Source organism: Rhizobium sp. ZW T2_16, from assembly GCF_044987325.1.
Taxonomy (GTDB): Bacteria; Pseudomonadota; Alphaproteobacteria; order Rhizobiales; family Rhizobiaceae; genus Neorhizobium; species Neorhizobium cellulosilyticum.
In genome coordinates, this window is sequence record NZ_JBJDRG010000005.1 from 70,361 (window position 1) to 84,258 (window position 13,898).

Annotated in this window: 12 protein-coding genes; 9 read left to right on the forward strand and 3 right to left on the reverse strand. The window is 59.4% G+C overall.

Annotated elements, in window-relative coordinates; all coding sequences use genetic code 11:
- Positions 1-63: 63 nt before the first annotated feature.
- From ACI3K0_RS15100 to ACI3K0_RS15110, 3 genes are all read right to left on the reverse strand, one after another.
- The gene (locus ACI3K0_RS15100) at positions 64-1,593 is read right to left on the reverse strand and encodes a sugar ABC transporter ATP-binding protein (protein ID WP_183685607.1); all 1,530 of its coding nucleotides are present in this window, start codon (positions 1,591-1,593) and stop codon (positions 64-66) included.
- Complete coding sequence (locus ACI3K0_RS15105) at positions 1,590-2,207, reverse strand: DUF2291 family protein (RefSeq protein ID WP_404945550.1); 618 nt, start codon at positions 2,205-2,207, stop codon at positions 1,590-1,592. The genes ACI3K0_RS15100 and ACI3K0_RS15105 overlap by 4 nt, the downstream gene beginning before the upstream one ends.
- A 70-nt stretch (positions 2,208-2,277) precedes the next feature.
- Positions 2,278-3,219, reverse strand: coding sequence for a D-ribose ABC transporter substrate-binding protein (locus tag ACI3K0_RS15110; RefSeq protein ID WP_148146921.1), 942 nt, complete (start codon positions 3,217-3,219; stop codon positions 2,278-2,280).
- Positions 3,220-3,599: 380 nt separating this feature from the next.
- Here ACI3K0_RS15110 and ACI3K0_RS15115 point away from each other — a divergent pair, with 380 nt between their 5' ends.
- The 9 genes from ACI3K0_RS15115 (at position 3,600) to ACI3K0_RS15155 (ending at position 13,870) form a co-directional block, all read left to right on the forward strand.
- Positions 3,600-4,580, forward strand: a complete 981-nt coding sequence (locus ACI3K0_RS15115; RefSeq protein WP_206826667.1) for a sugar phosphate isomerase/epimerase — start codon at positions 3,600-3,602, stop codon at positions 4,578-4,580.
- 58 nt (positions 4,581-4,638) lie between these two features.
- Positions 4,639-5,460, forward strand: a complete 822-nt coding sequence (locus ACI3K0_RS15120; RefSeq protein ID WP_206826669.1) for a transketolase — start codon at positions 4,639-4,641, stop codon at positions 5,458-5,460.
- Positions 5,460-6,422: a transketolase family protein gene (locus ACI3K0_RS15125; protein ID WP_206826671.1), complete on the forward strand. Its 963-nt coding sequence runs from the start codon at positions 5,460-5,462 to the stop codon at positions 6,420-6,422. Before ACI3K0_RS15120 ends, ACI3K0_RS15125 begins: the two co-directional genes overlap by 1 nt.
- Positions 6,419-7,897 carry an FGGY family carbohydrate kinase gene (locus ACI3K0_RS15130; RefSeq protein WP_404945551.1) on the forward strand — a complete coding sequence of 493 codons (1,479 nt, stop codon included), beginning with the start codon at positions 6,419-6,421 and terminating at the stop codon, positions 7,895-7,897. The genes ACI3K0_RS15125 and ACI3K0_RS15130 overlap by 4 nt, the downstream gene beginning before the upstream one ends.
- A gap of 254 nt (positions 7,898-8,151) precedes the next feature.
- Positions 8,152-9,390, forward strand: a complete 1,239-nt coding sequence (locus ACI3K0_RS15135) for an ABC transporter substrate-binding protein (RefSeq protein ID WP_404945552.1) — start codon at positions 8,152-8,154, stop codon at positions 9,388-9,390.
- Between the two features lie 92 nt (positions 9,391-9,482).
- Positions 9,483-10,382, forward strand: a complete 900-nt coding sequence (locus ACI3K0_RS15140; protein ID WP_206826677.1) for a carbohydrate ABC transporter permease — start codon at positions 9,483-9,485, stop codon at positions 10,380-10,382.
- A complete protein-coding gene (locus tag ACI3K0_RS15145; RefSeq protein WP_206826679.1) occupies positions 10,379-11,254 on the forward strand; it encodes a carbohydrate ABC transporter permease in 876 nt (291 codons plus the stop codon). Before ACI3K0_RS15140 ends, ACI3K0_RS15145 begins: the two co-directional genes overlap by 4 nt.
- 27 nt (positions 11,255-11,281) lie before the next feature.
- Positions 11,282-12,799: a DUF5060 domain-containing protein gene (locus ACI3K0_RS15150; RefSeq protein ID WP_404945553.1), complete on the forward strand. Its 1,518-nt coding sequence runs from the start codon at positions 11,282-11,284 to the stop codon at positions 12,797-12,799.
- A 12-nt stretch (positions 12,800-12,811) separates the two neighbouring features.
- Positions 12,812-13,870 (forward strand): ABC transporter ATP-binding protein, encoded by a 1,059-nt coding sequence (locus tag ACI3K0_RS15155; protein WP_404945554.1) that lies wholly within the window; start codon positions 12,812-12,814, stop codon positions 13,868-13,870.
- The last annotated feature ends 28 nt before the right edge of the window (positions 13,871-13,898 follow it).

The window sequence follows — 13,898 nt, forward strand, 5'->3', positions numbered from 1 at the left end:
CCGATGTTCTGGATTTGTGACCGCCGATGACGGTCTTGGCGTTGCCCGAGGCGTCGATGCTGCTCATTGTGTTTCAACCCTGTTCAGATTTGGGGTTGCCGCGGAGATGACCTCCGCAGCGCTTGCGCCGGCCGGGAATTGTCCGGTCAGCCGTCCATTCGCCATGACGAGTACGCGATCGGAAAGGGCGAGAACTTCTTCCAGATCGGATGTTACGAAGAGGATGCCGAGGCCATCGGCGGCAAGCCGGCGCATGGTGCGAAAGATTTCCGCCTTGGCGCCGATATCGATGCCACGCGACGGCTCGTCCATCAGCAGGATTTTCGGCCTTGTCATCAGCGCCTTGCCGATCACCACCTTCTGCTGGTTTCCGCCGGAAAGGCTGGAGACGGGATGTTCGAGGCTGGCGATCTTGATCGCCATCCGCTTGACGAATTCCGCGGCCTTGGCGGCTTCGGCCTTCAGGGATAGATGAAACCCTCGGGTAAAATCGTAAAGCGACGACATGGTCAGGTTTTCGCGGATCGTCATGATCTGCACGAGCCCGTCGCGCTTGCGATCTTCGGGGATGAGTGCAAGGCCGCGACGGATGCGGCCGGAGACGCTTTTCTCCTTCACCGGCTTGCCGCCGATGAAGATCTGGCCCGAGGAATTCGGGTGCTGCGCCATGATGCATTCGAGAAGCTCGGAGCGGCCGGCGCCCATCAGGCCGTAAAGCCCGACGATCTCGCCCTCGCGCACGGAGAGCGACATGTGGTCGACGGCGTAGCCGCCCGCTTGGCTTGGAAGGCAGACATTATCGACACGAAACACTTCCTTGCCGAGTTCATGGTCGCCGGTCTTCGGAAATTCCTTCGAGGCGCTGCCGATCATGTTGGCGACGATCCAGGGGATATCGACGCCCTGCATCGAGCGCGATCCGGTAATGGCGCCGTCTCGCAGAACGGTGATGTAGTCGCCGATGCGGATCAGCTCTTCCAGCCGATGGGAAATGTAGACAATGCCGACGCCCTGCTTCTTCAGGTCGTTGATCACCCTGAACAGAACCTCGACCTCTGTGGCCGACAGCGCGGACGTTGGCTCGTCGAGGATCAGGATGCGGGCGTTTTCGGCAAGCGCCTTGGCGATTTCGACGATCTGCTGCTGGCCGATCCGCAGGTTTCCGAGCGGCGTATCCGGGTCGATATTCTGCTCGAGACGTTTCATCAGCGCCGCTGCGGCCGTTCTCTGCGCCTGGCTGTCGATATGGATGCCGGCGCGGGTCTTTTCATGGCCGACGAAGATGTTTTCCGCCACGGTCAGATTGGGGAACAGGTTGAGTTCCTGAAAAACGATACCGACGCCGTGTTTTGCGGCATCCGTCTTGTCGGCGAAGACGACCTGCTGGCGGTCTATTTCGATCGTGCCGCCGTTCAGCTGTTCGACGCCGGCGATGATCTTCATCAGCGTCGATTTTCCGGCGCCATTTTCACCGACGAGAACGTTCACCGCTCCCATGCGCAGGTCGAAATCGACATTTTTCAGCGCCTGGGTGCCGGGATAGATTTTCGAGCCATTGCGGATCGAAAGGCCGATGGGATTGGCTTCCGTCATGGCGCGACCTCGATCGATACCGGCGTGATCAGCGGCTTTTCGCTGGCCGTACGGATGACCACGGCACCGACAAAATTCACCTTCTTGCCCTTCAGCTCGATATCGGCAGCGGGGAGCTTGGAGACGGCCTTGTCGTTCAGCGCGCGCCCGAGTTTCGCGTATTCGATCTGGTCGCGGAATGTCGAGAAATCGTAGAGATTGGTGGTGTCGCGCAAGGCGCTGCCCTTGACGACCGGGCCGAGCTGCAGCGTCGCATCAGCCTTTCCGTCGCCATCGACGTCGATTTCCGCAACGCCGGCCTTGGTGCTGGCGCGGGTATCTTCCAATACGGTGGCCGTGCCCTTGACCGGGAAATTCCAGCCGCCTCCGGCACCGCCAACACGGACGCCGTAGCTTTCGCCCGCCTTGTCGAGGCTGCCCTTGATCGCATTTTGCAGCGTTGCAAGCTCGGCCGCCTTTTCGGTCAGGGCCGGAATCAGCTTGGTGTCGAATGTCGTCTCGACGATCTCGGCGATTGGATCGGCAGCAGCTTCGCTATCACCGGTTTTCACCAGTTTGCAGCCGGAAACGGACGCGGCAAGAAGGCTTGCCACAAACAGGGTCGTGATTTTCATGGTACCCGCACTTCTTTTAAAGCAAGAGGCACCCGGGACATATGGCATGTCCCGGGTGGGGATGGCGGTCTTATGGCTTCAGCGCGAAGGTCTCGAGCTTTTCGGCATTGGCGGCATTGATGAGAATGCAATCCATCAGCTGCTTTTCATCGAGGCCGGTCTTGCCGGTCTTGATGAACTTGTCCGCCTGTTCGACGGCGTTCTGCGCTTGCTGGTAGGCAGGCTGGAGAACGGTCGCCTTGATGCCGCCCTTCTTGATCGAGTCGCGGACGTCGTTGGAACCGTCGAAGCCGACGACGATCACATCCTTGCGGCCGGCGGCCTCAAGTGCCGCATAGGCGCCCATGGCCATCGTGTCGTTGCCCGAGATTACACCCTTGATATCCGGATGTGCCTGCAGCATCGATTCCATCACGGTGTAGGCTTCGGTCTGTGACCAGTTGGCCGTCTGCTTGGCAACCAGCTTCATCTCCGAATACTGGTCGATGACATCATGATAGCCCTGCGAGCGAATGCCGGCATTGGTGTCGGATTCCTTGCCGAGCAGTTCTGCATAATTGCCCTTTTCGCCCATCAGCTTGACGAATTCTTCCGCCCCGAGCTGGGCGCCCTGGTAGTTGTTGGAGACGATCTGCGAAACGGCAACGCCGGCCGTGGTGATTTCGCGGTCGATCAGGAACGAGGGAATGCCCTTGTCCTTGGCCTTCTGTACGGCGGCAACGGAGGCATCCGCGCCTGCATTGTCGAGAATGATGGCCTTCACGCCAGCTGCGATGGCGCTGTCGAAAAGTTCGCTTTGCTTGTTCGCGTCATCGTCGTGAACCAGAACCATGGTCGCATAACCCAGTTCCTTCGCCTTTGCCGCAGCGCCATCGGCTTCAGCCTTGAAGAATGGGTTGGAATGGCTCGGCGTGATGATCGCGATCGTATCGGCAGCAAGTGCCGTGCCTGACATGGCGCCGGCAATACCCAGCGCGACGACAGACATCAAAAGACGTTTCGTAAGCTTCATGATTACCTCCCGTTGAAAAAATACCACCCTCCCGTGGCGTCTATTGCGAACTATCGATCACTTTCGTTTATTGTCAATATGTTTTTGATGGCTGCGCTTTTGTGTGGCAATCAAGCCTTCTTGTTCTCTCTTATGTTGCAATGCGGCATATTTTTTAGACCTCATGCCTCTTGAAGCTCCAACAATTCACTTGAATGTTCTCCCGTCGTATGTCAGTTATCTTCAAAACGAAAGAGATCGAAAGTAATCAAAAGTCTTTTGTTGGTTTGTCCGGGATGTGCGCCTCATTCTGAGGAGGAGGGCGCATAGCGGCGCCACGAGCGCGCGGCATCATTCTTGAGATCCGATAGGGGCGACACGGAATAATCGGAGGAAACATCATGACTGCACAACGTTTCGGCGCCGGGATCTGGCATTTCGCAACCTATCTCGACCGTTACGCGACGGATGGTTACGGCAGGCCGCGCAGCGTCATCGAGGCGATCGATCTGGCCGGCCAGGTCAAGGATCTGTCGGTCGTCGATATCAACTATCCCTTCTTCGGCGGCGACTTTTCCAATGCGCAGGTAAAAGAGGCGCTGGATCGCAATAAGCTCGGTGTCATCGGCATCACGCCGGAAATCTACACGCGCGAATTCGTCAAGGGTTCCTTCACCAACCCGGATGCGGGCGTCCGTCGCCGCACTCATGAACTGGTGACCGAGGCCTGCGATCAGGTCCGTTATTTCGGTGCCGATTACGTCAAGCTGTGGCCGGGTCAAGATGGCTGGGACTATCCGTTCCAGGTCGATTACGGCACGCTGTGGAAGCATTCGCTCGATGGTGTCGGCCAGCTCGCCAGCGAAAACCCGGATTTGAAATTCGTCATCGAATACAAGCCGCGCGAACCGCGCGTTCGCATGAGTTTCGGTTCGGTTGCCCGCACGCTTCTCGGCATCGAGAAGATCGGCCTGCCGAATGTCGGCATCCTGCTCGATTTCGGCCACGCCATCATGGGCGGTGAATCGGCCGCCGACAGCGCACAGCTCGCGATCGACTACGGCCGGCTGTTCGGCATGGACGTGAACGACAACTACCGTTCCTGGGATGACGATCTGGTCGCTGGCAGCCTGCATCCGATCGAAATCTTCGAGTTCTTCTACGTTCTGCGGAAGAACAAGTGGGAAGGCGTGTGGCAGCTCGACCAGTTCCCGTTCCGTGAAGACAGTGTCGCGACCGCCAATCACGCGATCGATTTCCTCAAAGCCGCCGACAAGGGGCTCGAGGCGCTCGATGTCGATGCATTGAAGGAAGCCCAGAGCCGCCACGATGCGATCGGTGCGCTGAAAATTGCGCAGAAGGCCCTGTTCGGCGCCATGTAGGCGCCCCTTGCGGCAACAGCCAGGTCCGGCCCAATCCGGCAATGAAAGGCCAATACCCATGTTGAAGAATGACCTCGTCGATACCATTCGCGAGAAAGCATTGTGGATGCGCCGCAGGGCCTTCACGATGGTCCATGATGCCCAGCTCGGGCATCCCGGCGGCGATTTTTCGGCGATCGACATCATTGCGACGCTCTATTTCGGCGTGATGCGGTATGACCCGAAAAAGCCGGATATGCCGGAGCGCGATCGCTTCATCATGTCGAAAGGCCACGCAACGGGCGCGCTTTACACCGCCCTTTCCGCTGCCGGTTATTATCCGGAAGACTGGCTGAAAACCTATATGCAGCCGCAGTCGAAGCTGAACGGCCATCCCAACCGCAATTATCTTCCCGGCGTGGAAACCAATACCGGGCCGCTCGGCCATGGCCTGCCGGTGGCACTCGGTATCGCGATCGCCGGGCAGATGACGGGCAGCGACTACCGCACTTTCGTGCTCACCGGCGACGGAGAGTTGCAGGAAGGGTCGAACTGGGAGGCGGCGATGAGTGCCGGCAACCGCAAGCTCGGCAAGTTCACTTTGATTGTGGACCGCAACCGGCTGCAGCAGGGCATGGGAACGGAAGAGACCAACGGTCTCGATCCGCTCGACGACAAGTTCCGCGCCTTCGGATGGGATGTCGAAGTGATCGACGGGCATGATGTCGGCGCGCTCGTCAATGCTCTCTCCGAACCGCCAGGCGGCCGTTCGAAACCGCTCTGCATCATCGCCAATACCATCAAGGGCAAGGGCGTCTCCTTCATGGAAAACAAGGCGTCCTGGCACCATGGCGTGCCGAATGCCGAGCAATATAATACTGCCATGGAGGAACTGGTCTGATGGCTGCACCCGCTGCAAAACAGGAAGGTTTTTACGATTGTCGCGATGCCTGGGCGCGCACGATCGAGGAGCTTGCCGAAAGTGATTCGCGCATCGTCGCCGTCGTCAACGACTCCGTCGGCTCCTCCAAGCTCGGCGGCTTCCAGAAGAAGTTCCCGGATCGGCTTGTGAATGTCGGCATTGCCGAACAGAACATGGTGGGCGTCGGTGCCGGTCTTGCTAATGGCGGCCGCATCCCCTTCGTCTCGGCGGCCTCCTGCTTTTTGACCGGGCGCGCGCTCGAACAGGTCAAGGCCGATATCGCCTATGCCGGTTTCAACGTGAAGCTTGTAGGTCAATCGTCCGGCGTCGCTTATGGCGAGCTTGGGCCGACACACCATTCGATCGAGGATTTTGCTTGGCTCAGACCGCTGAGTAATATCAAGGTGGTGGTGCCGGCCGACAGCTGGGAAACCGCCGAGGCCGTGAAATGGGCGGCAGCATACGAAGGCCCGGTCTATATCAGGCTGAGCCGCATGCCGGTGCCGGATCTCGCGGTTGAAAACCGCAAATTCCAGCCCGGCAAGGCCGAACTTGTCCGCAAGGGTGATGATGTCACGATCATTGCCTGCGGCACCATGGTACATCTGGCCGTCCAGGCAGCAGTAGAACTCGAAGCGGAAGGCATTTCCGCCCGTATCCTCAACATGGCGACCATTTCGCCGCTCGATGAGGCTGCGATTTCGGCGGCTGCCAGCGAGACGGGCGCGATCGTTACGGTCGAGGAAGCTAATATACACGGCGGTCTCGGCGGCGCGGTGGCTGAACACACCTCCGCCAATCTTCCGGTGCCGATCGAGCGGATGGGCTTTCCGGGCTTCGTGCCGACCGGCTCGGTCGAATGGCTGTTCGATCATTTCGGCCTGACGGCCACCGGGATCGCCAGATCCGCACGCAAGGCGATCGGGCGCAAGCGGGGATGAGTGAAGCCGGGAGGGGAGAATTCATCATTGCCGTTGACCAGGGGACGACCAATACCAAGGCGATCCTGGTCAATTCGGCGGGGGATGTCGTCGCCAAGGCGTCTGCTCCCCTGACATCCAGCTATCCCCGCCCCGGTTGGGCGGAGCAATCGGCAGAGGATATCTGGGCGACGGTGCAGGCGGTCATCGCCGCTATCGTCGGCAGGGCCGATGCCAGGATCGCCGGGCTTGCGATCGCAAACCAGCGCGAGACGCTGGTCGTCTGGAATGCCGAAACGGGCAGGCCCATCGCGCCGGCCATCCTGTGGCAGTGCCGCCGCACGGCAAGGGCCTGCGAGGCGCTGATTGCCGAAGGCCGCGACCCGATGGTGGTCGAGGCGACCGGGCTTTCCATCAACGCGCTTTTTCCTGCCTCAAAACTCGCCTGGGTGATGGAAAACGTGGCCGAGGCGAAGACGCTCGCCGCGCAGGGCCTGCTTCGTGCAGGCACGGTCGATAGCTGGCTGCTCTACAAGCTGACGGGCGGAAAGGAGTTCGCCACCGATCATTCGAATGCATCGCGAACGCAGCTGTTCAATACCGGCACGCTGCAATGGGACGAAGGTCTCTGCGATCTGTTCGGCGTTCCTGTCACGGCCCTGCCCGAAGTTCGCTCGTCGGACAGCCGGTTCGGCGAAGTGGCCGAAGGCGCGACTGCACTCGATACCGGCGTCCCGATCCTTGCGATGATGGGTGACAGCCATGCAGCCCTTTATGGCCATCGCGTCCGCGCGCCGGGCCTTGTCAAGGCAACCTATGGAACCGGATCGTCGCTGATGACGCTGACGCCCGGACGGGTGTTGTCGAAAAACGGCCTTTCCAGCACGATCGCATGGAGCGACCGGAACGGCATCGCCTATGCGCTGGAAGGCAATATCACCGTTTCCGCGCAAGCTGCCGCCTTTGCCGCCGAGATGCTTGGCCTGCTGGATGCAAAGGCCCTGTCCGCTCTTGCCCAGAGCGTTCCGGATGCCGCCGGGGTTGTCTTCGTTCCGGCTCTTGCCGGGTTGGGTGCACCGCATTGGAACGACAATGTTTCGGGCACGATTTCCGGCATGACGCTGGCGACGACCCGCGCTCATCTGGCGCGCGCTACGCTCGATGCCATCGTCCTGCAGATAGCGGACGTCTTTACCGCCATGGAAAAGGATCTCGGGGCAAGGCTTGATGGCTTGCTGGCCGATGGCGGTGCGTCCTCGAACGATTTCCTGATGCAGATGCAGGCAGATGTTCTGGATCGGCCGGTCGCGAGGAGCGGTCAGGCTGAGGTCGGGGCGATCGGAGTCGCGATGATGGCGCTGCTCAGCCTTTATGGGGATACGCCAGGCACCGATGAAACCCGGAGCGAGTTTCTGCCACAGGCCGATGCCGACGGTTGGCGGCTGGAAGCAATGCGCGGCTGGCAGGCTCTTCTGACGAGGTTGATTGCGCATTAGGGTGGCGAAAACCAACCCTGTCCGGAGCTGGCAGCGCTTCATTGCTGAAGTGTTGTTATGGCAGGTCGGCTTGGCAGAAGATCGCATAGGGATGTCGCTGGATGTTTCGACTACTTCCGCGAGTGGCTTTCAAATGAAAGCAACTTGGTTATGAAATCAAACAAATCGGATGAATTCGAAAACATTTGACATGAAACGAAAATGACTTGATAGTCTTCGATGAGGACTTCAAGCGATCTTTGGGAGGAGATCTTATGAAAACGTTCGCAAGGCTTTTGGCTGCCTCTGCACTGGCAACGGTGGCGACGGCAGCGCATGCAGAGGATCTGACCGTCTGGACGATCAGCTATTCTGCGGAATCGCAGGTGAAGGCGCTTCAGACTGCGGCCGAGAATTTTGAAAAATCCCATCCCGGTGTAAACGTCGAAATCGTCATGCGCGGCGTCGACGAGCACAAGACCGCCCTGCGCGTCGCCGCCGGATCAGACAGAGGGCCGGATGTCTATATGAGCTGGGCAGGCCTCGGGCTTGGCGGCGAATATGTCAAGGCAGGCCTCAGCAAGGACATTACCGCCGATTACGCCAAATACGGCTGGAACGACCGCCTGACGGGCCCGTCCCTGGCATTTTCCAAGAGCTACGGTTCCGGCCAGCACGGCGTGCCTTTCCGCTTCTCCGGCGAGGGCCTGTATTACAACAAGGCGATGTTCGAAAAGGCGGGCATCACCCAGGAGCCGAAGACCTATGACGAGCTGGTCGAGGCTGCAAAGAAGCTGAAGGCAGCCGGTATTCCGGCCTTCACTTTCGGTGGCTCGGTCAACTGGCACCTGATGCGCCTGATGGACGAAATTCTCGAAACCACCTGCGGTGCGGATGTCCATGACCAGCTGAAATCGATGAAGGCGGACTGGAGCAAGACGGAATGCGCCACCAAGGCCTTTGCCGAGATGAAGATGTGGGGACAGAACTATATCCTGTCGCCGTTCATGGGCGTCGACCAGAAGCAGTCCTTCACCCTGTTCCTGGCAAAGCGCGCTGCGATGATGCTCGAAGGTGACTGGCTCGTCTCGCAGATCAAGGAAGGCGGCAACGTCGACGACTACGACGTTTTCCCGTTCCCCAACGGCACCGGTCGCCTCTATGGCTTCGCCGAATATTTCTACATTTCGTCGAAGACCACCAAGGCGGATCTCGCCGCCGAGTTCATCAACTCGTTCACCTCGACCGAATTCCAGACGCAGATTGCCGGCACGTTCGGTGCGCTGTCCGTCAACAAGGAAGTGAAGCTCAAGGACAATGCGTCGGCCATGCACAAGGAGTGGACGCAGATATTCGCTGACGCGAAGGGCACGTTCGTCAACGGCGACCAGGCATTCCCGCTCGATGTGACGACAGAATACTTCCGCGTCATCAACGATGTCGCGGCAGCAAGGATCGAGCCTCAGGCGGCAGCGGCTGCAATGCAAACGTTTATCGGCAACCGCAAGAAGTAAATCAGGCTTGTGCCTGATCTCTCCGCGGCGTCTTCGCCGCGGAGACTGTCGACCTGCGTTGCAGGTCAGGACTCGGGATAAACGGGTTTCCAATGTTCAATTCGAAAATCATGCAGTCCTCACGGGCGCAAGCCCTGATGCTTATCGGCCCGGCGCTGGCGGTTTATGCCACCTTCGCCATCTGGCCGATGATCGAAGTCGTGTTCCTGAGCTTCCAGCACTGGAACGGCCTCGATCCGCACAGGGAATGGGTGGGGCTTGAGAATTACCGCTACATTTTGACGAATGACGCGGTGTTCTGGGTTGCCCTGCGCAACACCATCACCTGGACCGTTCTTGCCGTCATTTTCCCGCCCACGATCGGCCTGCTGCTGGCGCTCGGCCTCAATCAGCAACTCTTTGGTCGGGTACCGATGCGCGCCGTCTATTATTTGCCGGTCATCATCGCACCGATCGCGGTCGCGACGATCTGGCGATGGATGTATGACCCGTTCTTCGGCCTGTTCAATCAGGTCCTCACCAGTCTGGGCCTGCAGTCGCTGATCAGCGACTGGCTGGGTGACCGCGAGATCGCTCTGTATTCGATGTTCGTCGCTTATACCTGGCAGTATGTCGGCTTTTCCATGGTGCTTTTCCTCGCCGGCCTGCAGAGCGTCGATCGTTCGCTTGTCGAGGCCGCACGCATCGATGGTGCGAGCCGCTGGCAGGTTTTCCGGCATGTGACGCTGCCGGCGCTGCGGGTAACGTTGGCGATCGTCCTCGTCCTGTCGACCATTTCCTCCCTCAAGGCCTTCGATATCGTCTACGGCATGACCGGTGGTGGCCCGGCCCAGTCGACACAGATGCTGGCTCTATGGGCCTTCATGCAGTCGATGCAGATCTTCGATTTCGGCAGAGGCTCGGCGATTTCGGTCATCCTGCTTCTGGTCACGCTGACCATTGTAGTTCCCTACCTGCGCTGGTCGCAACGTGATGAAGGAGCAGGCGAATGACTGCTATAGCACCCCGCCAGGAAGACGACGCCTTGCTGCTCAAGCCGCGCCGGGACCCTTTTCTGATCATCCTCTGGATAATCCTCGTCACCTTTGCGCTGGTCTGGATTGCGCCCGTCGTTCTGATCGCATTCACGGCGCTCAAGTCGAATGCCGAGGTTATGGCAACAAGCGCTTTCACGCCGCCGGAAGCCATCGCCTGGAACAACTTTTCCGGCGCCTGGGCGCGCGGCAATTTCGAGACGACGTTCAAGAACAGCGTCATCATCACCGTCATCAAGGTGCCGCTCGGCCTGATGTTTTCGGCGATGGCCGCCTATGCTCTGGCAAGGATCAGGCTGCGTTTCGGCAAACTGCTGCTTTTGTTCTTCCTCTTCGGTGCGATGATCCCGTTCCAGGTCATGCTGGCGCCGATCTTCACCCTGGTGAACGGTTTCGGCCTGATCGATACCTATCCCGGCGTCATCCTGCCTTATCTGGCCTTCGGCGTACCCTATCAGGTCTTCATTCTGCACGGCTTCTTCAAGGCGGTGCCGAAGGAGTTGTCGGAAGCGGCGCTGATCGACGGGGCCTCGCATGTCACGGTTTTTCGCCGGATATTCCTGCCGATCTCGCTGCCGGTGCTGGCTGCGCTTCTGATCCTCGATTTCGTTTCCACCTGGAACGAATTCGCCATGGCGCTGGTGCTGCTGCAGGACCGTCACATGTGGACCCTGCCGCTCGGCCTGATGTCCTTCCAGGGGCAGTTCTCGACCGATTACGGCCAGCTGAATGCGGCGATCGCGATGACCGTGTTCCCCGCCATCCTCGTTTACATGATCTTCCAGAGATACTTCGTCAGCGGACTGACTTCAGGTGCGGTCAAGGGCTGAAAATCCAATCATATTCAGGAGTTAGAAATGTCAGAAAAAGTGAGCCGCTGGGATGTCTTCGAGTTTTCCGCCAAGGGTCCCGCAGGCGGCAATCCCTATCTCGACGTCAGTTTCGCCGCGACGTTTTCGCTCGGCAATCGCGACGTAACGGTTCCCGGTTTCTATGATGGTGACGGCGTCTACAAGGTACGCTTCTGCCCGGCCACCGAGGGTGCCTGGCGCTTCGTAACGACCGCCAGCGACAAGGCGCTGGCAGGCCTGAACGGCTCGTTGACCGTTGGTCCGGCCAAGTCGGGCGTTCACGGCCCGGTGCGGGTGCGCAACCAGTTTCATTTCGCCTATGCCGACGGCAAGCCATACCTGCCCTTCGGCACGACCTGCTATGCCTGGACGCACCAGACGGTCGAGCTGCAGGAGCAGACCTTCAGGACGCTCGAGACGGCGCCGTTCAACAAGATCCGCATGGGCGTATTCCCGAAAGACTATATCTACAACACCAACGAGCCGCTCTTCGACGTCTATGAGAAGCGCGCCGATGGCAGCCATGACATGGACAGGCCGAATTTCGAATGCTTCCGGCATTTCGAAAACCAGATCGGCCGTCTGATGGAAATGGGGATCGAGGCCGATATCATCCTCTTCCATCCCTATGACCGCTGGGGCTATTGCACGATGACGGAGGAGCAGGATTTCCGATATCTCCGTTATATCGTCGCGCGTATCGCCGCCTACCGAAATGTCTGGTGGTCGCTCGCCAACGAATACGACTTCCTTCTCGATACGAAGCCGATGGAGCGCTGGGACCGCTTCTTCCAGATCATCGAGGAAGGCGATCCGCTGCGCCATCCGAAGTCGATCCACAATGGCGATGTGGACAAGAATTACGATCACCGCAAACCTTGGGTGGATCACGTCTGCATCCAGAACTGGGACGTCAAGAAGACGCTCGACTGGCGCGCCGCCTATGGCAAGCCTGTCGTCAACGACGAGCCCGAATACGAAGGCAATATCCCGAAGGAATGGGGCAATATCGATGGCCACGAACTGGTTCATCGCTACTGGCTGACGCTTTGCCGTGGCGGCTATATCGGTCACGGCGAAACATTCCTCGATGCCAATGACGAACTCTGGTGGGCAAAGGGCGGCGTGCTTCATGGCGAGGCATCGGCGCGTATCGACTTCCTCCGCAAGATCTTCGAGGAGGATGCCGTCAATGGCCTGACCCCCATGCTGGAACGGGGCACGACCTACAAGCGGGTATCCGCGGCTCAGGATGGCGACGTCCGTTACATCTATTTCGGCGAGCATCAGCCGGTCGAATGGGCGCTCGGCCTGCCGGAAGAAGATGGCGACTGGGAAATCGATCTCATCGATGTCTGGAACATGAGCATCACGCCGCTGGAGAAGGGGCCGCTGCCGAAGGTTCACCCGCAGCGCATTACCGGTGGTTCTCATATCACCAACCAGTTTGCCGCCGCGTTCGGGCTGACGCTGCCGGGCCGGCCATATCTTGCTGTGCGCATACGCCCACGCAAGACGCATTAGAGAGGTATCATCATGGCGACGGTTCAAGTCTCCGATCTGCGCAAGAGCTTTGGTGCGCTCGAAGTGGTCAAGGGTGTTACGATCGACATCCGGGATGGGGAATTCCTCATCCTGGTTGGCCCGTCAGGCTGCGGCAAGTCGACCCTTCTCAGAATGATCGCCGGCCTCGAGGACATATCCGCAGGGCGTATCGATATCGGCGGGCGTGTGGTCAACACGCTGTCGCCGAAGGAACGGAACATCGCCATGGTGTTCCAGAACTACGCGCTCTATCCGCAGATGACGGTCGCCCAGAACATGGGCTTCTCGCTGGAAATCTCCGGCATGAAAAAGGCCGAGATCGACAAGAAGGTTGCGGAAGCATCCGAAATTCTCGGACTGACCCCGCTCCTGCAGCGCAAGCCGTCGCAATTGTCCGGCGGCCAGCGCCAGCGCGTCGCCATGGGCCGCGCGATCGTTCGCGATCCCGACGTCTTCCTGTTCGACGAACCGCTTTCCAACCTCGATGCCAAGCTGCGTGTGCAGATGCGCGCCGAGATCAAGGCGCTTCACCAGAGACTGGCGTCGACCATCGTCTATGTCACCCACGACCAGGTCGAGGCGATGACCATGGCCGATCGAATCGTCGTCATGCGCGGCGGCTGCGTCGAACAGATCGGCACCCCGCTGGAGCTGTACGACCGTCCGGATAACATGTTCGTGGCCGGCTTCCTCGGATCGCCTTCAATGAATTTTCTGCGCGGCAAGATCGAGGGCCAGTCCCTTCTTATTCCGGGCGGAGAGCGACTGGCGCTGCCATCGCTGCCGAAGGGTGGAAGCAGTGGTGACGTCGTGGTTGGCATCCGTCCGCAAGGCTTTGCCGTAGGCACGCAGGATGGCGCCAAGGCGACGATCAAGGTGGTTGAGCCGACCGGCGCAGACACGCATGTTCTGGCCGATGTCGGCGGCACGGAAGTCACCTGTGTCGTCAACGACCGGGTGGATTTTGCGCCCGGTGAGGAGATCCGTCTGTCGATCAGTTCCGCCAAAGTCCACTTCTTCGATCCCGCGAGTGAAGTGCGGCTCGATTGAGGTAAAGCCGACTGCGAGCCCGCGAGAT